Raw genomic sequence first — 21,719 nt, 5'->3', positions numbered from 1 at the left:
ATCCCATCCCGAACTCAGAAGTGAAACCAGCCTGCGCCGATGGTACTTTGTCTTAAGGCACGGGAGAGTAGGTCACCGCCGGGCCTTCCAAATACAGCATCATATTCCCTAATACACACACCAAACATCAAACGCCGCTTCAAACATGAGCGGCGTTATCTGTTTAAAGGCCCACATCGCCAAAACAGAAACACCCACTGACGCGGGGTGGAGCAGCCCGGTAGCTCGTCAGGCTCATAACCTGAAGGTCGCAGGTTCAAATCCTGCCCCCGCAACCAACATTACTAAAGCTCGCCCTCGTGGCGGGCTTTTTTAATGTTTGTTTGTCGGGTGCATGCGGATTGGAACATCGCAAACAGGCTAAAGCCTGTTTGCGGGTTCTTTGCGGAGGCCGGAGGCCGGAGCTGGCGAAGCCCGAAGGGCGGAGACTAATCCTGCCCCCGCAACTTGCCCCCAGAGCACTCCTCCTCTAATGAATCAAATTCATCATTCCAAGCGAAACTAGTGGGCTAATCTGCCTGAAGGGTTTTCGCTACAGTCGGCTCATAAATCGCGAACTGATAAGGAGCGAATGAGATGACTGATTCTGTGAATGTTGAAAACAAGACGGAGACCCTGAACGAGGGCCGTCGTAACCTTCTGAAAATCGCTGGTGCGGGTGCTGCGGCATTCGGGGCGAGCTCCCTTGTTGGTTCGCCTGCACTTGCTGTGACCGAAGAATGGGACAAGACCTTTGCCAAGAGTGATGCGGTTGATCATGAGAAGGTGACCTTCACCAACCGTTATGGCGTTGCCCTGGTTGGCGATCTGTATCTGCCGAAAAACCGTTCCGGCAAGCTGGCCGCGATTGCGGTTGCCGGTCCGTTTGGTGCAGTGAAAGAGCAGGCGGCGGGGCTTTATGCCCAGACAATGGCCGAGCGTGGCTTTGTCACCGTGGCATTTGATCCGTCCTATGTTGGTGAAAGTGGCGGTGCTGTCCGTGATGTTGCATCGCCGGACATCAATACCGAAGACTTCATGGCCGCTATTGATTTCCTTGGCCTGCATGAGTCGGTCAACCGTGATCAGATCGGCATCATTGGTATTTGCGGCTTTGGCGGCATGGCACTGAATGCCGTTGCCGCAGACAAGCGCGTCAAGGCGGTTGCCACTACCAGCATGTACGACATGTCACGTGTGATGGCGAAGGGCTATTACGATGCGATGACCCAGGAAGAGCGCACCGCAGCCCTGACCCAGATGAGCGAGCAGCGCTGGACCGATGCGGAAAACGGCAAGCCGGCAATGGCGGGTGGTCTGCCTGATACGCTTGAAGGCATCGATAACCCGGTCATTCAGATGTATTACGGCTATTACAAGACCGAGCGCGGATATCACAAACGTTCGGTCAACTCCAACGGTGGCTGGACCGTAACCAACCCGCTGTCGTTCATGAACATGCCGCTTCTGACCTATGTCGATGAAATCTCGCCGCGGCCGATGCTGCTGATTGCAGGTTCGGAAGCCCATTCGCGTTATTTCAGTGAGGATGCCTATGCGGGAGCTGCCGAGCCGAAGGAACTGATGATCATCGAAGGTGCGGATCACGTCGATCTGTATGACCAAGTGGACATCATTCCGTTTGACAAGCTGCAGGCCTTCTTTGAAGAGCATGTTGCCTAAGCAGCACGATACTTGATCCGGGATTTGAATCCTCAAAGCAAAAACCCCGCCGAATATTCGGCGGGGTTTTTTTTGATCAGTCTTTGAGATCGGAAAGCCTAGCTGCGCGGCTTGAGGTTTTCCGGATCGTAGATCGGTTTGTAACCGATGCCATAGACTTCGACCGGATAGATCTCGTCCATGTAGGACACGGTCAGCTTGCGACCTTCCTGGCAGTAATCCCACGGCAGGTAGGCAAGGGCGATGTTCTTGCCAACACTTGGACCAAAGGCGATCGAGCTGGTGTAGGAACGACGGCCCAGCTCATCGATCAGGGTTTTGCCGGTTTCCGGATCCATCACCGGCAGACGACCGACCGGATAACGGGCAACGCCATTGGCATCGACGTTTTCGGTCATGATCAGGGTGCAGAGCATGGCTGGCTGATGATCGCGTTCGCGATATTCAACATGCTTTGCCTTGCCGCGGAAGTCGGCTTCCTTGACCTTCGGGCGGGCCAGATCGGCTTCGAGCAGGTTGTACTGGGTGTGCAGGTCTGCGTTCTGCAGACGCAGTGATTTTTCCAGACGACGCGAGTTGGCATAGGTTTCAACACCAACAGCCAGAACACCGATCCCGCGCAGCGCATCCCAGACAGCAAGGCCGTCTTCATAACGCATGTGAAGCTCCCAGCCCTGCTCGCCAACATACGAAATACGGAAAGCAGAAACGGTTTTGCCGGCAATCTTGATCTGACGAATAGCGGCAAACGGGAAGTTTTCGACATTGAGCGCTTCTGGATCTTCGACAACCTTCTTGAGATTCTCACGCGCGTTCGGGCCCCAGATGCCAATGGTGGTGTAGTCTTCGGTCACATCGGTGATCGTGACATCCCAACCCTTGTCCTGAGCGGTACGGCGCATATAGGTCAGGTCACGCGGGCCAGCATCGGCACCGTTAACCAGACGGCAGCGGTCTTCCATGCGGAAGACGGTGAAGTCGGCACGTACCATGCCTTCGTCATCGAGCATGTGGGTATAGATACCCTTGCCGATATTGGCGTCCCCACCGACCTTGGCAGCACAAAGCCATTCCATCAGTTCAACATGATCCGGACCGGAAATGTCGGTCATGTGGAAGTGCGACAGGTTGATGATGCCGCAATCGTCACTCATCGCGAGCTGTTCGGCGTTCGACACACGCCAGAAGTGGCGGTTGTCCCATTCATGTTCACGGACCGGAACGCGGTCGGCATATTTTTCCAGAAGGTGCTCGTTGGCGGCATAGCCATGCGCACGTTCCCAACCGCCGAGTTCCATGAAGTAACCGCCGAGTTCGACTTCGCGCTCATAGAACGGGGAGCGGCGAATGCCGCGGGCATTGGCGAACGGCTCGCGCGGGTGGACCGGCGGGTTGTAGATCTTTTTCGCCGTCTCATAGCAACGGTCGTGGATGTACTGTTCGTTCAGCTGGAACTTGTTGAAGCGCGAGAAGTCGACGGATGCATGGTCAACATGGGTGCGGCCATGGGTCATCCAGTCGGCAATCAGTTTGCCCATGCCCGGTCCGTCTTTAATCCAGATACCAACTGCGTACCAAAGACCGCGCAGGTTCTGACTTTCACCCATCGACGGGCCACCATCAGCCGAGGACTGCAGCAGACCATTGAACGAGTGACTTTCGTTAAAGCCAAGTTCGGTCAGGATCGGGGTCAGTTCCATGGCGCGTTCAAGCGGCTCGATCACGTCTTCGAGTTCGAGGTCGCGCTGCGACGGGGACAGGCGTGCCTGATCCTTCTCGAGGATGTCGCGCGGATGGACCAGACGCGGGTTTTCCTCGTAATAGTAGCCCCATTCGATCTGGCCACCCTCGGTGCTTTTGGGATCGCCGGTATCGCGCATATAGGCCGAGTTGCCCTGGTCGCGAAGCAGCGGGTAACCGATTTCAACACCGGTGCCTTCGAATTCGTTATACGGCCCAAAGAAGGTCAGCGGATGGTCAACCGGCATCACCGGCAGGTCTTCGCCCGCCATTTCGGCAATCAGACGGCCCCACAGACCGGCACAGACAACCACATAGTCGGCATGGATCGTACCGCGTTCGGTAACGACACCCTTGATGCGACCATTTTCGGTGATCAGTTCAAGAGCCGAGGTGTTGGCAAAGATCTTGAGCTTGCCCGATGCTTCGGCCTGATCGATCAGTTTACCGGCAACTGTTTGCGAGCGCGGAATGACAAGACCGGCATCCGGGTCCCACATCGCACCCATGATCTGGTCTTCTTCCAGAAGCGGGAATTTTTCCTTGGCTTCTGCGGCCGTGATCATTTTGACGTTGGTGCCAAATGCCTTGCCGGAGTCAACGCGGCGTTTGAGTTCGCCCATGCGTTCTTCATCACCGACGCGTGCGACTTCCAGACCGCCGATGCGCGCGTAATGGCCCATCTTTTCGTAGAAATCCATGGAATACATGGTGGTCCAGGTGGTCAGCTGGTCGTGGCTGGTCGCATAGCAGAAGTCGGATGCGTGCGCGGTCGAGCCTATGTCGGTCGGGATACCGGACTTGTCGATGCCGACAATATCGTCCCAGCCATTTTCGATCAGGTGATGTGCCACCGAGGAGCCAACAATACCGCCGAGACCGACGATGACAACTTTGGCCTTGCTTGGAAATGCGCTCATTTCTCTCAATCCTTCTTTCCGAGATGTTTGTCAGTGCTCGGCATGGCGAAAAACGCGTCAGGGACCGGTCGAAGCCGGCCCCGTTGCAGGAGTGTACTACAAAGTGAAGACTACTGTTCGGTGATCGTTGAGCATCACCCTGCCTTCAAGATGGTATTTGACTGCGCGGGCGAGAACCCGTGATTCGATATCACGACCCGCCGCGACGAAATCGTCGGCCGACATCGCGTGGTTCACGCGTTCGGTTTCCTGTTCAATGATCGGGCCTTCATCAAGATCAGGCGTGACATAGTGTGCCGTCGCCCCGATCAGTTTCACGCCGCGCTCATAAGCCTGATGATATGGCTTTGCCCCTTTGAAGCTTGGCAGGAACGAGTGGTGAATGTTGATGATCATGCCATAGAACTGGCTGGAAAGCTCGTTGGTCAGGACCTGCATGTAGCGGGCAAGGACCACCAGTTCAGACTTGGTTTCCTTGATCAGGTCAGCAAGCTTGGCTTCCTGTTCAGCCTTGTTTTCCTTGTTCACCGGCCAGTGATAGAAGGGGATGCCTTCCTGATCGGCGACCTTGCGGGCATCTTCGTGGTTCGAGACGATGGCCGCAACTTCGGCGTCCAGCCAGCCCACCTTGATTTGGTAAAGAAGGTGCAGCATCGCATGGTCGAATTTCGAAACCATGATGATGATTCGCGGACGGCGTGCAACTTCATCAATCTTGAGCTTCAGGTTAAAGCGATCAACCGCCGGGTTCAGCGACAGGGCAATGGATTCCTTGTCGATATCTGATGGTGTGATGACCGCAACACGCAGGAAGAATTTGTTGGTGTGGCGGTCCCAGAACTGGTTGGACTCGGCGATATTGGCGCCGCGCGTGGCCAGAGCAGAGGTAACGGTCGCAACGATGCCCGGCTGATCGTCGCAGGCAATACGCAGGATATAAGAGGTATCGTTCACTGGTTTGGTTCCGTTTCGATTTCTCTGGTGAGCTTAAAGCTGGTTTTCCAGCTGCGGCAGAATGTCAAACAGATCACCGACAATGCCGTAATCTGCGACCTGAAAGATCGGTGCTTCTTCATCTGTATTGATGGCAACGATGATCTTGGAATCCTTCATGCCTGCCAGATGCTGGATCGCGCCGGAAATGCCACATGCGATATATAGGTCCGGTGCGACGACTTTACCCGTCTGACCGACCTGAAGATCGTTCGGGGCATATCCGGCATCAACAGCGGCACGTGATGCGCCAACTGCGGCACCAAGCTTGTCAGCAAGCGGCGTAATGACGGCCTTGAACTTTTCTTCTGATCCAAGAGCACGGCCACCGGAAACAATAATCTTGGCAGAACCAAGTTCCGGGCGATCATTTTCCGACAGAATGTTTTCAAGGAAGGAAGATTTCCCGCTATCGGCACTTCCGGCATCAACCGATTTGATTTCGGCAGCACTGTCGCCAGCCTCAAATGCGCCAAAGCTTGAGGTGCGGATGGTCAGGACTTTTTTCGCATCGGTGCTTTGAACGACTTCGATGGCGTTGCCGGCATAGATCGGGCGTTTGAAGGTGTCGGCATCGACAACTTCCATCACCTCGGACACCTGCATGACATCCAGCAGGGCAGCAACGCGCGGCAGGATGTTTTTGCCGTTCGCAGTTGCTGCGGCAACGATGGTGTCATAGTCACCGGCAAGCGAGACGATCAGGTCGGCAGCATTTTCGGCAAGATGGTTTGCCAGTGCGTCGCTATCGGCAACCAGAACGCTACGAATACCAGAAAGCTTGGATGCCTGTTCGGCAACGGCACCAACAGCCTTGCCTGCGACCAGAATATCAATGTCACCACCGATTTGGGTTGCGGCACTCAGGGCCTTTGCGGTCTGTTCGGACAGCGTGGCGTTATCGTGTTCGGCAAAAAGAAGAATAGCCATGATTTCAATCTCCGCCTGGGTCAGATGACGCCAGCTTCATTCTTGAGTTTGTCGGTGAGTTCAGCAACATTGGCGACCTTGATGCCGGCCTTGCGCGTTGCGGGTTCTTCGACCCGAATCAGGCGCAGACGCGGTGCAACGGTAACGCCAAAGTCGGCGGCGGTTTTGCTATCAAGCGGCTTTTTCTTGGCCTTCATGATATTGGGCAGTGACGCATAGCGCGGCTCGTTCAGGCGAAGGTCGGCGGTAACGATTGCCGGCAGGCTGACACTGATGGCCTGAAGACCGCCATCAACCTCGCGGGTGACTTTTGCATGATCAGCCGAGAGTTCCAGTTTGGAGGCAAAGGTCGCCTGCGACCAACCCAACAGGGCCGAAAGCATCTGGCCGGTCTGGTTGGCGTCATCATCAATCGCCTGTTTACCCAGAATGACAAGGCCGGGTTCCTCGGCATCAACGACGCCCTTAAGAATTTTTGCGACATCAAGCGGCTCGACCGGACCATCAACGGTCACCAGGATGGCGCGATCCGCACCCATGGCCAGGGCCGTGCGCAGGGTTTCTTGTGCCTGTGCCGGGCCGATCGAGACGGCGACGATTTCGTCAGCCTGACCGGATTCCTTAAGGCGAATGGCTTCCTCGACCGCGATTTCGTCGAAGGGGTTCATCGACATTTTGACATTGGCAAGGTCGACACCGGAACCATCCGCCTTGACGCGGATCTTCACGTTGTAGTCGACGACCCGTTTAACAGGTACGAGAACCTTCATCATTTCCCTCTCTGACGAAATCCGGATCAAAGCTGCCTGGTCCGGGATGGTCGCGGCAAGCGCGACCCGATTTAAGTTTCAAAGACTGGAAGCGTTACGTGATGTGACACTACCGGAGGCGACATTTATCTTGGTGCAATTCGGGATGCCGATATTCCGGAACCGGGACAATTGTTACACATTTTTGGCCAACTTCCCGGGGCGCGAATGTACTGTTTGCCATTTTTGGCATCTTCATCGCGATCCGATTGTTGATTCTGCCGAGACCCTGTGTTTCTCTTGCTTCCCCGATATACCCGTCGGTATCATGAAAATTAATCTGGCGACTTTTTGCGCCAAAAAATAGAATGTTTGCGTCAAAGTGAGATTACCGCTACGACAAACCTGACAACCTTGCCTGTATCGGAGGAACCGATGCTCAAGAAGCCTGAATCCCGTGCCCAGACTGCACCGCGTTTGAACGTCGGTTTTATCCTCGCAAAACGCTTTACCTTGTGCGCTTTTGCGAACTTTGTTGATGTCTTGCGACTGGCTGCGGACGAGGGTGATCGCAGTCGTCCGATTCTTTGTAAATGGACGGTTCTGTCAGACACGATGGACCCGATTACATCGAGTAGCGGGATCGCGGTACAGCCCAAGGAACGGTTGGGGGACCCAAGGCGGTTCAACTATATCGTGGTTGTCGGCGGGTTGATGGATGACGCCGAAAAGCTCAGTCCCGCCTATCAGAAATTCCTGCATGAAGCGGCGGCGGCCGGTGTGCCGCTTGTTGGTGTGTGTACCGGTGTGTTCATGCTGCATGAGGCCGGGCTTTTAAATGGCTACCGCTGCTGTGTCAGCTGGTTCCATCATTCTGAAGTTGTCGAACAATTCGAAGGACTTGACCCGGTTACCGAGCAGATTTTCGTGGTCGACCGCGATCGCCTGACCTGTTCGGGCGGGGTCAGTTCGGCGCATCTTGCGGCCTATCTGGTCGACAAGCATGTTGGCCGCGCCCAGGCGAACAAAAGCCTGCATATCATGATCATTGATGATGCGCTTCAGGCGGAAAAACCACAGCCGGGCATTCCACTTGATCTTAAGACTCAGGATCAGATTGTTCAGCGTGCGCTTTTGATCATGCAGCAAAATATCGACATGCCGATTTCGGTGCAGGAAATTGCGCGGCGCATGGGCAACAGTAAGCGCCAGATCGAACGGCATTTCCGACTTGCACTTGATACATCACCACAGGTGGCGTTCCTCAATATCCGGCTGGATCTGGCGCAGCATCTGATCGAAAAAAGTGACAAATCGGTCGCCCAGATTGCGGTTGATTGCGGCTTTTGCGACTCGTCACATCTAAGCCGGATGTTCCGCCGCCGCTATGGCTGCACGCCGCAAGCCCTGCGGCGCCCGATCCCCGATTCGCTGGCAACGAGTAACATGGCAGAGGCCGAAGCCCCGCAGCTTGAAGCCGGCGCATAAAAGAAAACGCCCTGTTCACGATCAAAAGTGAGCAGGGCGTTTAAAATTGTGCCGTATTCGTCGGGGGTCTTAAATCTCGACCTCGACATCGGAAAGCGGGGTGGAGCAGCAAATCAGGATCTTGCCCTGATCGACTTCACGCTGGCGAATGCCGCCGCCGTGCTGCATGTCGACTTCACCCGTAACCAGTTTGGATTTGCAGGTACCGCAAATACCGCGCTGACAGGAAGACATCGGCATCAGGCCGGCTTCCTTGGCGGCAGACAGGATCGTCATGCCCGGGTTGCATTCCACAACGTGGCCGGTCTTGACGAAACTGACGCGGAATTTTTGATCGCTGATTTCTGGTGCGACAGATTCATGTTCTTCGAGGTTGCCCGCGGTTTCAGCACCGAAATCGAAGCTTTCCTCGTAGTATTTGTCCATGTCAAAGCCGGCTTCCTGGAGCATGTTGCGCACGCCCTCCATGAAGCGGCCCGGACCACAGCAAAAGACTTTGCGGTCCTTGAAGTCCGGCGACATCAGCGACAGCATCGGCAGGCTCAACCGGCCGGTGAAGCCCGACCACTGATGGCTGGCCGACGTCGTATCAACGGTCAGCGAAACCTTAAGTGACGGGTTCTGCGACATCAGAAGGTTCAGCTCGTCGCGGAAAATCAGATCTGATGGCGTGCGGGCCGCATGGACAAAATGTAGATCGGTTGGTTCGGACAGATCGCAGGCCGTGCGGGTCATCGACATCATCGGCGTGATACCGCTGCCAGCCGAAATGAACAGCAATTTCTGATCAGCGGTTGCGTCGGTGGTGAAGTCACCAGCGGGGCCGGTGACATTCACTTCCTTGCCCGGCAGCATATTGTCATGCAGCCAGTTCGATCCTGGACCACCCGGAACACGTTTGACCGTAATTTCAATACGGTATGGGCGTGCGGCTGATGCCGAGATCGTATAGCTGCGCGTGACCATGCCTTCGACCGGCAGCTCGAAGGTCATGAACTGACCGGGGTAAAAACGAAACGCACGCGGCTCACGCGCAGAAAACACAAAGGTTTTCACATCGTGCGTTTCCTGACGAACTTGCCGGCAAACAAGGACATCGTCATGCTCCGGATCCCACAAGGGGACCCGGTTGACTTCGGTCACGATTTCTTCGACGGGCGCGTCGTTGCCCTTCGTGTCCTCGTTTGGCTTCTTCTCACTCATTCTGCGGCAATCCCGGCTTTGTTCGTTGCGAAGTGGTCTTCCAGGCGCTTGATGTACCAGTCACAGAACGCCTCAACATGCGGTTCGGTGAATTTGGAATACGGGCCCGGTTCGTATGCAGGTTGTTCACTACCAATCTGGGCAAGGCGCACAAGGTCGGCGTCCTGCTGGTTGGTCATGTTCCATACGTGGGTGAGGTTATCAAGGGTATAATCCTCGTTTTCACGTGCGTCCTTGTGGACCAGCCAGGTCGTGCGTACCAGCGTTCTGTTTGGCGAAAGCGGCAGAACACAGAAGGTCACGATATGGTCGGCCATGAAGTGGTGCCAGGAGTTCGGGTGTGTCCAGAAGCTCAGACCACCAAGTTTGGCATCGGTAAAGTTACCCAGAAGTTTCTTCGAGGCAGCCTTGGTATCAAGTGTGTGCGACTCACCTTCGCGCATCAGCGGCAGGCGCATGGTGCGGAAGCCCGTGACGTTTGAAAGCTGGTCTTGCTCGGCAGACGGCAGACCGCATGCTTCCCAACGCGCGTGATCCTTGGCGATGGTCTCAGAATATTTGGCAACGTCTTCTGAACGGCGCTGATCAAGTTCATCAGGCGAGAAGCCGAAACCGAATTCCGACAGCGGTACGGTCAGCTGCGGGTGGTTACCCTCGCAGTGATAGCACTCGCGGTTGTTTTCCATGGTCAGCTTCCAGTTTCCTTCCTCGATCAGTTCGGAAACGTGGGCAACCTTACAGTTGGAAAGGTCGTGCGGCGCGATATACGGTTCCATGACCTTGGCCATTTCTTCGATATCGGCCGGGGCATCCTTCGCCAGGCAGATAAAGATCAGGCCAGCGATCGAACGGACATGAACGGTTTTCAGGCCATGGCAGCTTTTATCAAAGCCTGAACCCATATGTTCGGCGAGGATAAGGTCGCCATCCTCGTTATAGGTCCAGCCATGATAACGGCAGACGATGTTGCCGATCGTGGTCTGGCGTTCATCGATAAGCTTCGCACCGCGGTGACGGCAGACGTTATGGAATGCACGCAGGCCCATATCATCGCCGCGCAGGATCAGGATCGACGCGCCACCGATTTCAACGGTGATGCAATCGCCCGGTTCCGGAAGTTCAGGCTCTACGCCAACGAAAATCCAGTTCTGGCCAAAGATGACATCCATATCCAGATCCAGAATGTCCTGATCACCGTAGAAAGGTGCCTCAAGGCTCTTGAAGGTCTGGCGGCGGGCGACGAGTTTTTGAATTTCAGATGAATGCATGGTCGGATACCTCGGCTTCTCTCAATGGTATCTGGAACGGAATCCTGTGCATGGCTAACCGTCTGCATCAGGGCGTAAGCATAGCACCGAACGGGAAATTCGGGTGCTTAATTCTTTGTGATGCTGGTTGTTTCCAGCATCGGGCTTATTCCTGGACGTCTTCGGTGGAAATCTGCACGCGAGACAGTTGGTATTGCCGAGGTAACTGACGGTATGACTTCTGTATGCCAGATGATTGACCGAAACGCACCAGACCACGCCCCGCAATGCCTTGATTGCAGGATCGTTTGGTATTCACGGCCATGCCGCAATACACACGATCTGTCACGTGCAGGGCACGTGTCGGTTTACGGGCTGTCAGTTGCACCCAAAGTCTCCCTCTTCTCCGCCGGCAGGTAACCTGCTCTTTCGGGCGCCCACACCTGAGGGTGAGCGATTTCAAAATCTATTTCGGTTTTGGTGTGCTAAGGGAGAAAGCATAAGTCAAAAAGGCAGTAGTTTTGCGACGAGATATCATTGTCTGGCAGTCCACACAGGCTAGGTGGCTTTTCTTTGGACAAATTTCAATGTGCAACGGCAGTTTTCCTGCCCTTTTTTGACCTCATCCCCCGGCAATGGCATCATCGGATCAATATGGTGTGAAAATCGGGAGTCGGGTGATGAAAGTCGGGATTGTCGGGGCCGGAATGGTCGGAAGTTCGGCGGGATACGCGCTGGCGGTTATAGGACTCGCAAGCTCGGTCGTTCTGGTCGATCAAAACCACGATCTGGCTGTGGCACAGGCCGAAGACATAGCGCACGCTGTGCCTTTCATGTCTTCGACGATTGTCGAGGCGGCAAATTATGATGGGTTGGCCGGAGCATCCGTTATCATTCTCGCCGCCGGAGTCAGTCAAAAACCTGGTGAAACCAGACTGGCTTTGCTTGAAAGAAACGCCGCCGTTTTCAAGGACGTGGTCGGCAATGTTTTATCGGTCGCGCCTGACGCAATTCTTCTGATTGCCTCGAACCCGGTCGACATCATGACCCAGATCACCCAGCGGATATCGGACCTTCCGGCCAACCGGGTAATTGGATCGGGCACCATTCTTGATACCGCGCGTTTCCGAAGCCTTCTGGGTCGGCATCTTGGTATTTCACCGCAATCGGTTCATGCCTATGTCCTTGGCGAACACGGCGATAGCGAAGTCCTTGCCTGGTCGAATGCCAAGGTGGGATCGTTGTCGCTTGCCGATATCGCAGCCCAGGTCAGCGCGCCGATCACCGAACATGTGCGTGCAACCATTGATGATGGGGTGCGTAATGCGGCCTATAAAATCATCAAGGGCAAGGGCGCGACCTATTACGGGATCGGGGCCGGACTGGCGCGAATCGTCAAGGCGATCGGGCGTGATCAGCATGATGTTCTAACCGTATCCTGTGTGACCCCCGAAATCGTCGGGATTAGGGATGTCGCACTTTCTATTCCACGCGTTGTCGGTGCCAACGGGATCGAAACCGATTTGATGCCCGATCTTGTAACCACGGAGCGCGACGGCCTTGAAAAAAGTGCTACGCTTCTTAAGGACAGCGTGGAATCGATCCGCTTATAGGTTGGGTTGTGAAGCGCCCGTGGTTGGTACCGTGCGCCGTTTGCTGCGCATGGCGCGCAAGGTTGTGCCAAAGGCCTGTGCATAGGCGCGACTAAGGGCTGCGTGGCTTTTAAAACCGGTTTGAAGCGCAATATCAGCCAGCTTCATATCCGTTGAACGGGCCAGATCGCGTGCCCGGCCCAGACGCAGCATCTGATAATATTTACCTGGCGCCATTTGCAGATTGTCCTGAAAGGCCCGATCAAGACTGCGCAGCGAACAGCCCGCGCGGGTCGCAATGGCTTTGAGCGCAATCGGCGCTTCGATATGGGCAATCATTTCGCTAACTGCACGCCGGACATGATCAGCGCCCGGACCATGCAAACGATCCGCCCCGCGCGCGGGCATATCGTTCGTGCCAAGCGTCTGATGGCGGGCGTCATAGACAAACAGGTTGCTGACATCAAAGGCGACCGACGGGCCAAATTCCCGGGCAAGAAGATGGAGCATCATCTCCATCACGGTTGCCGCCCCGCCCGACGTGATCATTTTGCCATCTTCAACAAAGCGGTCGGTCAGGACACTGACATCGGGGAACTGTTCGCGGAATTGATCAAGTTCCTGCCAATGAATGGTCGCCGATTTCCCGGCGAGCATATTGCACGCCGCCAGCAACCAGGCCGCGGTATCAACACCGATCACGGTACGCGCATGTTGCGCAGCATTTTGCAGCCGGGCCCGTGTGCGCGACGATAAATGATGGCGCATGTCATAGCCCGATATCACCACCAGATAATCAATACGCGTCGGATCATTGATGGCATTCAGCGCGGCCTTTGGCGTGATGACAAGGTCACTAGAACTTGTCGCGGGGGATCCATCGATTGTGCAAATATCCCAGCTGATATCTGGCCCATTGGGCAGGCCGGCGGCCGCGCGCAACGGTTCCAACGCGCTGGCCAGAACCAGATTGGAAAATCCGTCAAACAGGACATAGACAAAGCGGTGATGCGGTATTGGCATGATCAGAAAAGTAAATGACGGAATATGTAAAATCAATATTGCCAATCGCGATATCCTGACCGCAGCAAAATGACCCCAAAAGCCAGAGAGGCCAGCATGCCGCTTTCGATGAACAAGGAAGTCTTCATTACCGCCGCCGTAACAGGATCGGGCGGTACACAGGATAAATCTCCGCACGTGCCGCGTTCGCCCGAACAGATCGCCAACAGTGCGATCGATGCGGCCAAGGCCGGTGCCGCCGTTGTGCATTGCCATGTGCGCGACCCCGAAACCGGCGCACCATCACGCGACGTTAAATATTACCGCGAACTGACCGAACGGGTACGGGCGGCCGACGTGGATGTTGTCCTTAACCTGACGGCAGGCATGGGTGGCGATATCGTCTTTGGATCGACCGAGGCGCCCTTGCCGGTCAATGAAGCCGCAACCGACATGATCGGCGCGTCGGAACGCATGGCCCACATCGCCGACTGCCTGCCGGAAATCTGCACCCTTGATTGCGGCACGATGAACTTTGCCGAGGCCGACTATGTCATGACCAATACGCCGGGCATGCTGCGCGCCATGGGGCAGATGATGACTGATCTTGGCGTCAAGCCGGAGATCGAGGCATTCGATACGGGTCACCTGTGGTTTGCCAAGCAACTGGTGAATGAGGGCATTCTTGAAAGCCCGGCCCTTGTGCAGCTTTGCATGGGTATTCCGTGGGGCGCGCCAAATGATCTCAATACCTTTATGGCGATGGTCAATAACGTGCCATCCGATTGGGAATGGTCGGCCTTTTCCATCGGGCGTGATCAGATGCCCTATGTTGCGGCATCGGTTCTGGCAGGCGGCAATGTGCGTGTTGGTCTGGAAGACAATATCTATCTGTCGAAGGGTGTGCTTGCGACTAATGCCCAACTGGTTGAGCGTGCGGTTGGCATAATTGAAGGCATGGGCGCCACGGTGATTGGCCCGGATGCGGTGCGCAAGAAGCTTGGCCTGACCAAGCGGGAGCCACGCTGATGACCAAAGCATCCAATAAAAAGGCCGCCATCATTGGCGGTGGTGTGATCGGTGGTGGCTGGGCTGCAAGGTTCCTGCTCAACGGTTGGGACGTTGCGGTATTCGATCCCGATCCCCAGGCCCAACGCAAAATCAATGAAGTGCTGGCAAATGCGCGCCGCAGCCTGCCGGCCCTTTATGATCGCGCCTTGCCAGCTGAAGGCACCCTGACCTTCCATGATGATATGGCAGCGGCAGTGGCCGGGGCGCAGTGGATTCAGGAAAGCGTTCCCGAACAGCTTGCGCTCAAACACAAGATTCTTGCGCAAATTCAGGCGCATGCCCCGACGGATTGTCTGATTGGCTCATCAACATCGGGCTTTAAACCCAGCGAGCTGCAGCAGGGCTCAAACAATCCCGGTCAGATCGTCGTCGCCCATCCGTTCAACCCGGTTTATCTGCTGCCGCTGATCGAAGTGGTGCCATCGGCGGTAACCGATGCAGCGGTGCTCGAGGCCGGGTGTGATGTGCTGCGCTCCGTCGGATTAAAGCCGCTTGTCGTGCGCAAGGAAATTGATGCCCATATCGCCGACCGTCTGCTTGAAGCCGTCTGGCGAGAGGGGCTGTGGCTTGTCCATGACGAGATCGCCACGACCGAGGAAATTGACGATGCCATCCGCTTTGGCTTTGGCCTGCGCTGGGCTCAGATGGGGCTTTTTGAGACCTATCGTATTGCTGGCGGTGAAGCCGGAATGGAACATTTCATCGGGCAGTTCGGGCCGGCTCTTAAATGGCCGTGGACGAAGCTGATGGATGTGCCGGAACTGACCCCGGAACTGACCGCACGTATTGCGCAGCAATCCGATGATCAATCAGGGCATATGAGCATTCGTGAACTTGAACGGCTGCGTGATGACAACCTTGTTGGCATGATGCGCGCGCTCAAGAAATCGGGTAGTGGCGCAGGGGGCACGATCAATGATCATGAGGGCTTGCTGCCCGAACCGGCACCGATTGATGATCTTCCTGTCACCGGGGATCGTCAGATCCCGCAAAGCTGGACGGATTATAACGGGCATATGAACGAAGCCCACTATGTTGAAGTCAGCTCACAGGCAAGCGACCGCTTTATGGAAATGGTCGGTGCGGATGCCGATTATATCGCCAATGGCGGCAGCTATTTCACGGTCGAAACCCATGTCTGTTATCTGCAGGAAATCAGTGCCGGGGATCATATCCGTGTCACGACGCAACTGATCAATGGGGCGGGCAAGAAGTTGCATCTGTTCCATCGTCTGATCAATGACGAGGGTGCAGTTGCTGCGACGGTGGAAACCATGTTGCTGCACGTGGATCTGAAAACCCGTCGTACGTCCGAACCTGCTGGCGTGGTGGCAACCAATCTGGCAGAAATGGCCAAGCGCCATGCAGGCCTGCCCAAATCCGATCAGCTGGGCCGAGCGATTGGCTAGATAGCGCCTCGATCCGAGGCGCACGGAACCAGTTCACAATTACACTGTGATAGGCCCCTGCAGTCTTTAACTGCGGGGGCTTCCGCGTTAGGCTGACACAACACGTCTTTGACCAAGGATCCGTTGATGGCCAATTCTGATCAGGTTTCCTCCGAAGTGACCTATGACCCGATGCCAGAGGAAGAAGGCATTCGTGCCTTCATTGCCAAATGTGACGGGTTCTATCCGCCTGACGCGGTGGCAGCTTCAATCGATCAGCAGCGCAGCTGGTACGACGCACTTTGTGCCGAATTTGCCTTTCCCCATCCCGCGGGTATGCAGGTCGAAGACGATGTAATTGCCGATGTACCGGTGCGCCATTACCGCCCGGCCGAGTGCGTATCAAACCACAAGATCGTCTATATGCATGGCGGGGGCTTTGTCGTCGGATCGCGCGACAGCCATGATGCCATTTGTGCCGAAATTTCCCAAGCAGCAAAGGCGGAACTGATCGCCATTGATTACCGCCTCGCCCCCGAACATATCTGGCCTGCTCAGCACGAGGATTGCCATAAGGTGACCCAAAGCTTGTTGGCGTCGGGCAAGAAGGTTGTATTGGTCGGGGATAGTGCCGGTGGCATGCTTGCTGCCGGGATCGCCGTTCGGGCCCGTGAAGAGGGCTTTGGTGATCGCGTTCTGGGACAAGCCCTGATTTATCCGGCTCTTGGTGGCGACTTGAACTGGCCAAGCTACGGGCAGATGGCCAGTGCGCCGGGGCTGAGTACGGATGACGTTATTTACTATCGCGATGTGCTTAAGGCGCCGATGGATGATCCGTTTGCCCATGCATTGTCGGTTGATGACCTTCGTGGGTTGCCGCCGACCTTTATTACCGCGGCCTATTTTGATCCACTGCGCGATGACGGACGCGAATATACCGCCCGCCTTGCCCGTGCGGGCATTTCCGTGCAGTACCGCGAAGAACCGCAAATGATCCATGGCTGGCTGCGCGCCCGGCATATGAGCCCGGGGGCCAAAACAGCGTTCGGACATCTCTGTGATGCGATCACCGCGATGGTCGGTCCGGAATAGAAAAAGGGCCGGAAGACCGGCCCTTTGTTTTAAGTGTGTTCTTACATGAAGTTGCGCGGGATTGTTTTTTCCCACTTCTTTTCAAACACCTGTTCGGTTCCTTCGTAGCCAATGACCCAGGCCGCGACATACCAGTTGTCCCGATCACATTTAAGCTCGGCATGGCAGTCGGTGCGTACTGACCAACCATCACGTTCCAGATCACAAGTCCAAGCGGCCTCGCCCGAAACAGATGTCGGATCCAGCGGGTTTATGGTCCAGGTTTCGCTGCGCACTTCACGCGTCGCAAGGCGCGAGTCCGGATGCTCAAACAGGCCGGTATCCTCATAGATGCGATACCGCGTTTCGTTCTGGGTCAGATTGCGCTGAACGCTGCGTTCCGTCCGGCTGGGCTTGTGTTCGATATATTTGGGTAGCGGATCGGGATTGTCCGGTTCCTTGACCTCGATCTTCTCATGCGCGCCCAGCAAGGGCAGATCAAAGGCAATCGAAGACGGTGCAATGGTCAGGCCGGCATCGAAGGGCGGCGGCAGGATCATTGGCCAATAGGATGTCGAAAGCGCAAGACGGATGCGATGCCCGGCATTGAAACGATAGCCACAGGCATCGAGTACCAGCGTGATGGTAACTTTCTTGCCGCGCGGCATCGGTTTGGGATCGGCATAGTTTGCGTCGAGATCACGATGGGCCAGATTTAGCACGCCAAACGATACGCGGGTTGCTGTGCCATCGGGATGAACATCAACCAGACGCGCGCACAGGTTTGACCAGTCTGCATCGCATTCGACATCAAGTGTTACAACCGGGCGGCCCAGAAGGTCGATTTCGGCTTCCAGCGGGGCCGTTTCAAACACCAGTGACCCGGCATCATCAGAACGCTGGTCAATCGCCATTTCGGCATCGGGTTTAAGGGTGAAGTACTCACCCGACGCTGTCCCGGTATCAAGCGGTGACTTCAGGTAAATGTCGGCGGCTGGTGCCGCGTCGCTTGCCGGCTCGAACCCAAGTTTGTCGTCATTGACATAAAGGGTTCGGGTTTCGGGTTGCGACCAACTGTCCTTGCCGATCCAGAAGCCCGGATCAAAGTCACGGCGCATCGCTGGTTTTGGTCCATCAAGGATATAGGCGCGCATTTGGGGCAGTTCATCAATGCCGTTATCATCACCGCGCAGCCACTTGTTCCACCATTTGATGGCCTCGCCGGTGAAGTCAGCACGGGGCTTTGGCCATGCGAAATGCGGATATTTGTGCACCCAGGGTCCAATCAGGGCTTTTGCACGATCAGGCATACCGTCAATCGCGCGGATCGGTGTGTTGCGATAGCCATCAGCCCAACCGGCCAGAACCATCGACGGGATTTTGACCGCATCAAAATCCTCGCAAATCGAGGCGTGTTTCCAGTATTCATCGCGCGTCTGATGTTGCAGCCATTCTTCAAGGAAGAACGGCTCTTCCTTCAGGCGATGCAGCCACATTGCCCGCCAGTCATCCCCGACCAGCGCCGGGTCGGGCGTGCGCGACTGATAGGCCAGCATGGTCGCCGCCCATGAAAGCTGCACACCCAAATGACAGCCATTTTTGTAGTGAATGTCGTCGTTATAGCGATCGACGGTGGAGGCGATGGAAATCACTGCCTTAAGGGCCGGGGGATTAAGGGCGGCAACCTGCAGGCAGTTAAACCCGCCCCAGGAAATCCCCATCATGCCGACCGATCCGTTGCACCACGGTTGATCGGCAATCCAGGCAATCAGTTCGCAGGCATTGGCCAGTTCAAGTTCGGTATATTCGCCGTCAATCACACCGTCAGATTCACCTGATCCGCGAATATCAATCCGCACACCGGCAATACCGGCCTTGGCAAATTCGGGATAGGTCGCCTCATCGCGAACACAGGTGCCATCGCCCTTGCGATAGGGCAGGAATTCGAAAACGGCAGGCACCGGGTCGTTTTCAGCGTTGTCTGGCATCCACATGCGCGCGGCAAGTCGGGTGCCATCACCGATGGTGATAAAGGTGTTTTCAATAACGGTGAAATTTCGTTCGGACATATCGGGGCGTCGTCCTTTTGGTGGCAGGTTTTGTAATGTGGGGCTTATTCAAAAAGGCGGCCCACAATCCGGGCCGCCTTTTTGACTGTTGCACGGTTTTTAGTGACCGGCACTTTCCATTTTGCGCGAGGCCAGAACTTTTTCCAGCCAGCCCAGTTCCATTTCCGGCACCGACTTCAAAAGAAGGTCAGTGTAATCGTCAAATGGCGGGTTCAGAACTTCGGAGCGCGGACCGAAATCGACCAGCTTGCCCTGCAGCATCACCGCAACAGAATCGGCAATTGCACGCACAATTGCGATGTCATGGGTGATGAACAGATAGGACACCTGACGTTCCTTTTGCAGGCGCAGCAAAAGATCAAGGATGCCTTCAGCAACCAGCGGATCAAGGGCCGAGGTCGGCTCGTCACACAGGATCAATTCCGGCTGCGCGGCCAAGGCACGTGCGATGGCCACACGCTGTTTCTGCCCGCCGGAAAGTTCTGCCGGATAACGGTCATAGAAAGCTTCGCCCATCTCGATTTCATCAAGAAGTTTGATGACTTCCTTTTTGCGTTCCGCGCCGCGCTTGCCGAAATAGAACTGCAACGGGCGACCGATGATTTGCCCTACGGTCTGGCGCGGGTTCATCGCGGTATCGGCCATTTGATAGATCAGCTGGATACGGCGCAAATGATCGCGAGAGCGATCCTTTTGCGCGTTGGACAGTTCCTCGTCCCCGAATTTGACGCTGCCCTTGAAGGGCGGCAGCAAACCGGTAATGACACGTGTGAGCGTGGATTTACCCGACCCGGATTCGCCCACCACGGCCAGTGTCTGACCACGGGGTACGTGCAGCGATACGTCATGCAGAACCTGCACACCGTTGCCATAGGCCGCCGAGATGTTTTCGACCCTTAGCAACGCGTCCGTTTGATCGCGGGCTTCGGTCTGTTTGGTCTGACGCACGTTGACCAGCGCCTTGGTATATTCCTGACGCGGGTTTTCAATGATCTGCTGAACCGGCCCGTATTCGACGGTATCGCCGTTACGCAGGACCATGATGTCATCCGAAATCTGGGCAACAACGGCCAGATCATGGGTGATGTAAAGGGCTGCGGTACCGGTCTTCTCAATCGCGTTCTTGATCGCGGCCAGAACGTCAATCTGGGTGGTTACGTCAAGGGCGGTGGTCGGTTCGTCAAAGACGATCAGTTCCGGTTTGGAACACAGCGCCATGGCGGTCATGGCACGTTGCAACTGTCCGCCCGATACCTGATGCGGGAAACGGTTGCCGAAATTCTTGGGGTCGGGAAGACCCAGAATTTCAAACAGGTAGTCAGCTCGCTCACGGGCTTCGGCCCGCGTCATCAGGCCATGCTCGACAGTGGCCTCGATCACCTGATCGCCCAGTTTGTGCGCCGGGTTGAAAGATGCCGCAGCCGATTGGGCAACGTAACAAACACGCGCCCCGCGGATTTTACGGATCCCCTTTTTATCAAGTGGCAGGATGTCCTCGCCATCCAGCAGGACTTCACCGCCAGTGATGCGCACACCACCCCGGCCATAGGCCAGGGCCGCAAGGCCAATGGTTGATTTGCCCGCACCGGATTCCCCGATCAGGCCAAGCACCTTGCCCTTTTGCAGATCGAAGGAAACACCATGGACAATTTCGATATCCATCGGGGCTTCGCCCGGCGGGAAGATGGTCGCGCCAATGCGCAAGTCGCGTACCGATAAAAGATCAGACATCGCCGCGGCCTCCTTTCAGGCTGGAAGTACGTTTCAGCAACCAGTCGACAACCATGTTCACACAGACGGCAAGGGCCGCAATCGCGCCACCCGGAATGAGAGCGGCCTGAATGCCAAAGATGATGCCATCCTTGTTGTCCTTGACCATGCCACCCCAGTCGGCAGCCGGCGGCTGAATGCCAAGGCCGAGGAAGGAAAGGGTGGAGAGGAACAGGATCGAAAAGGCAAAACGCAGCCCGAACTCGGCCAAAAGTGGCGACAGCGTATTGGGCAGAATTTCGCGGAAGATGATCCACATCTTGCCTTCACCGCGCAGTTTGGCGGCCTCGACGAATTCCATCACTGCAACATCTAGCGCAACTGCACGACCCAGTCGATAGACGCGCGTTGAATCGAGAATGGCCATTACGGCAATCAGAATGAAGATGTTCTGTGGCAGAACAGCCAGCACGACGAGGGCGAAAATCAGGGTCGGGATCGACATCATCAGATCGTTCAAACGCGACAGTCCCTGATCAATCGGACCACCGGAAACAGCGGCCGTGAAGCTCAGGAAAATGCCGATCGAAAACGACAGGATTGATGCCGCGAGTGATACGAACAAGGTTGTCTGCGCACCGTAAATCAGGCGTGACAGAAGATCACGACCCAGGTTGTCAGTGCCCAGAAGATAAAGATCACTGGCCGGCTCCCAGACACCCGCAACAATTTCGCGTTCCCCATAGGGCGCGATAAGCGGGGCAAAAACGGCACAGCCAAAAGCGAACAGAATGCCCAGAATTCCGATCCAGGCGGTCAGCGGGATTTCACGTAATCTCATCGCGGATGCCTCAGTCTCGGATTGGCGACAATGGCGACGATAT

16 protein-coding genes, 1 tRNA gene and 1 rRNA gene are annotated in these 21,719 nt (G+C 55.8%); 8 read left to right on the top strand and 10 right to left on the bottom strand.

The genetic code is table 11. The annotated features are described in order from the left end of the window. From rrf to CMO10_RS14530, 3 genes are all read left to right on the top strand, one after another. Window positions 1-84 (top strand): 5S ribosomal RNA (gene rrf / locus CMO10_RS14540); the annotation flags it as partial. 117 nt (window positions 85-201) lie between these two features. After that, window positions 202-278, top strand: a tRNA-Met gene (locus tag CMO10_RS14535). A 298-nt stretch (window positions 279-576) separates the two neighbouring features. Beyond that, a complete protein-coding gene (locus CMO10_RS14530; protein WP_297023573.1) occupies window positions 577-1,662 on the top strand; it encodes an alpha/beta hydrolase in 1,086 nt (361 codons plus the stop codon). Between the two features lie 98 nt (window positions 1,663-1,760). Here CMO10_RS14530 and CMO10_RS14525 read toward each other — a convergent pair whose 3' ends face one another. From CMO10_RS14525 to CMO10_RS14510, 4 genes are all read right to left on the bottom strand, one after another. Next, window positions 1,761-4,322 (bottom strand): GcvT family protein, encoded by a 2,562-nt coding sequence (locus CMO10_RS14525; RefSeq protein WP_297023570.1) that lies wholly within the window; start codon window positions 4,320-4,322, stop codon window positions 1,761-1,763. 96 nt (window positions 4,323-4,418) lie between these two features. Continuing rightward, window positions 4,419-5,276, bottom strand: a complete 858-nt coding sequence (gene purU / locus CMO10_RS14520; RefSeq protein WP_297023567.1) for a formyltetrahydrofolate deformylase — start codon at window positions 5,274-5,276, stop codon at window positions 4,419-4,421. Window positions 5,277-5,309: 33 nt separating this feature from the next. Continuing rightward, complete coding sequence (locus CMO10_RS14515; RefSeq protein ID WP_297023564.1) at window positions 5,310-6,245, bottom strand: electron transfer flavoprotein subunit alpha/FixB family protein; 936 nt, start codon at window positions 6,243-6,245, stop codon at window positions 5,310-5,312. Between the two features lie 20 nt (window positions 6,246-6,265). Beyond that, window positions 6,266-7,015, bottom strand: coding sequence for an electron transfer flavoprotein subunit beta/FixA family protein (locus tag CMO10_RS14510; protein WP_297023576.1), 750 nt, complete (start codon window positions 7,013-7,015; stop codon window positions 6,266-6,268). A 414-nt stretch (window positions 7,016-7,429) separates the two neighbouring features. Here CMO10_RS14510 and CMO10_RS14505 point away from each other — a divergent pair, with 414 nt between their 5' ends. Next, window positions 7,430-8,482 carry a GlxA family transcriptional regulator gene (locus CMO10_RS14505; RefSeq protein WP_297023561.1) on the top strand — a complete coding sequence of 351 codons (1,053 nt, stop codon included), beginning with the start codon at window positions 7,430-7,432 and terminating at the stop codon, window positions 8,480-8,482. A gap of 69 nt (window positions 8,483-8,551) precedes the next feature. Here CMO10_RS14505 and CMO10_RS14500 read toward each other — a convergent pair whose 3' ends face one another. Together CMO10_RS14500 and CMO10_RS14495 are read right to left on the bottom strand one after the other, a co-directional pair. Next, complete coding sequence (locus tag CMO10_RS14500) at window positions 8,552-9,685, bottom strand: FAD-binding oxidoreductase (protein ID WP_297023559.1); 1,134 nt, start codon at window positions 9,683-9,685, stop codon at window positions 8,552-8,554. Continuing rightward, window positions 9,682-10,953: an aromatic ring-hydroxylating oxygenase subunit alpha gene (locus CMO10_RS14495; RefSeq protein ID WP_297023557.1), complete on the bottom strand. Its 1,272-nt coding sequence runs from the start codon at window positions 10,951-10,953 to the stop codon at window positions 9,682-9,684. Before CMO10_RS14495 ends, CMO10_RS14500 begins: the two co-directional genes overlap by 4 nt. Before the next feature lie 659 nt (window positions 10,954-11,612). On the opposite strand from CMO10_RS14495, the gene CMO10_RS14490 reads away from it, so the two are divergent. After that, the gene (locus CMO10_RS14490; protein WP_297023554.1) at window positions 11,613-12,545 is read left to right on the top strand and encodes an L-lactate dehydrogenase; all 933 of its coding nucleotides are present in this window, start codon (window positions 11,613-11,615) and stop codon (window positions 12,543-12,545) included. Here the strand turns inward: CMO10_RS14490 and CMO10_RS14485 are convergent. After that, window positions 12,540-13,592: a GlxA family transcriptional regulator gene (locus CMO10_RS14485; protein ID WP_297023552.1), complete on the bottom strand. Its 1,053-nt coding sequence runs from the start codon at window positions 13,590-13,592 to the stop codon at window positions 12,540-12,542. The two genes, CMO10_RS14490 and CMO10_RS14485, sit on opposite strands and share 6 nt — an antisense overlap. 24 nt (window positions 13,593-13,616) lie before the next feature. Here CMO10_RS14485 and bcoG point away from each other — a divergent pair, with 24 nt between their 5' ends. The 3 genes from bcoG to CMO10_RS14470 all read left to right on the top strand — a co-directional run bounded on the left by bcoG (window position 13,617) and on the right by CMO10_RS14470 (window position 17,077). Continuing rightward, on the top strand, window positions 13,617-14,555 hold the full coding sequence (gene bcoG, locus CMO10_RS14480) for a 3-dehydrocarnitine:acetyl-CoA trimethylamine transferase BcoG (RefSeq protein ID WP_297023550.1): 939 nt from the start codon (window positions 13,617-13,619) through the stop codon (window positions 14,553-14,555). Beyond that, complete coding sequence (locus CMO10_RS14475) at window positions 14,555-16,006, top strand: carnitine 3-dehydrogenase (RefSeq protein ID WP_297023547.1); 1,452 nt, start codon at window positions 14,555-14,557, stop codon at window positions 16,004-16,006. The genes bcoG and CMO10_RS14475 overlap by 1 nt, the downstream gene beginning before the upstream one ends. Before the next feature lie 126 nt (window positions 16,007-16,132). After that, window positions 16,133-17,077 (top strand): alpha/beta hydrolase, encoded by a 945-nt coding sequence (locus CMO10_RS14470; RefSeq protein ID WP_297023545.1) that lies wholly within the window; start codon window positions 16,133-16,135, stop codon window positions 17,075-17,077. Window positions 17,078-17,118: 41 nt separating this feature from the next. Here CMO10_RS14470 and CMO10_RS14465 read toward each other — a convergent pair whose 3' ends face one another. The 3 genes from CMO10_RS14465 to CMO10_RS14455 all read right to left on the bottom strand — a co-directional run. Next, window positions 17,119-19,125, bottom strand: a complete 2,007-nt coding sequence (locus CMO10_RS14465; RefSeq protein ID WP_297023542.1) for a CocE/NonD family hydrolase — start codon at window positions 19,123-19,125, stop codon at window positions 17,119-17,121. A 99-nt stretch (window positions 19,126-19,224) separates the two neighbouring features. After that, complete coding sequence (locus CMO10_RS14460; protein WP_297023540.1) at window positions 19,225-20,856, bottom strand: ABC transporter ATP-binding protein; 1,632 nt, start codon at window positions 20,854-20,856, stop codon at window positions 19,225-19,227. Next, on the bottom strand, window positions 20,849-21,719 hold an 871-nt coding region (locus CMO10_RS14455; protein ID WP_297023537.1), incomplete at its 5' end, for an ABC transporter permease. The genes CMO10_RS14455 and CMO10_RS14460, both read right to left, overlap by 8 nt.

The organism is Thalassospira sp., assembly GCF_002709775.1.
In the GTDB taxonomy this organism is placed as follows: Bacteria; Pseudomonadota; Alphaproteobacteria; order Rhodospirillales; family Thalassospiraceae; genus Thalassospira.
The sequence above is the reverse complement of the archived record's forward strand: the minus strand, read 5'-3'. Positions and strand labels throughout refer to the sequence as shown.

Coding starts and splice junctions, on each gene's coding strand:
- CMO10_RS14530 (WP_297023573.1), top strand. CDS start 577: ATGACTGATTCTGTGAATGTTGAAAACAAGACGGAGACCCTGAACGAG.
- CMO10_RS14525 (WP_297023570.1), bottom strand. CDS start 4,322: ATGAGCGCATTTCCAAGCAAGGCCAAAGTTGTCATCGTCGGTCTCGGC.
- CMO10_RS14515 (WP_297023564.1), bottom strand. CDS start 6,245: ATGGCTATTCTTCTTTTTGCCGAACACGATAACGCCACGCTGTCCGAA.
- CMO10_RS14510 (WP_297023576.1), bottom strand. CDS start 7,015: ATGAAGGTTCTCGTACCTGTTAAACGGGTCGTCGACTACAACGTGAAG.
- CMO10_RS14505 (WP_297023561.1), top strand. CDS start 7,430: ATGCTCAAGAAGCCTGAATCCCGTGCCCAGACTGCACCGCGTTTGAAC.
- CMO10_RS14500 (WP_297023559.1), bottom strand. CDS start 9,685: ATGAGTGAGAAGAAGCCAAACGAGGACACGAAGGGCAACGACGCGCCC.
- CMO10_RS14495 (WP_297023557.1), bottom strand. CDS start 10,953: ATGCATTCATCTGAAATTCAAAAACTCGTCGCCCGCCGCCAGACCTTC.
- CMO10_RS14490 (WP_297023554.1), top strand. CDS start 11,613: ATGAAAGTCGGGATTGTCGGGGCCGGAATGGTCGGAAGTTCGGCGGGA.
- bcoG (WP_297023550.1), top strand. CDS start 13,617: ATGACCCCAAAAGCCAGAGAGGCCAGCATGCCGCTTTCGATGAACAAG.
- CMO10_RS14475 (WP_297023547.1), top strand. CDS start 14,555: ATGACCAAAGCATCCAATAAAAAGGCCGCCATCATTGGCGGTGGTGTG.
- CMO10_RS14470 (WP_297023545.1), top strand. CDS start 16,133: ATGGCCAATTCTGATCAGGTTTCCTCCGAAGTGACCTATGACCCGATG.
- CMO10_RS14465 (WP_297023542.1), bottom strand. CDS start 19,125: ATGTCCGAACGAAATTTCACCGTTATTGAAAACACCTTTATCACCATC.
- CMO10_RS14460 (WP_297023540.1), bottom strand. CDS start 20,856: ATGTCTGATCTTTTATCGGTACGCGACTTGCGCATTGGCGCGACCATC.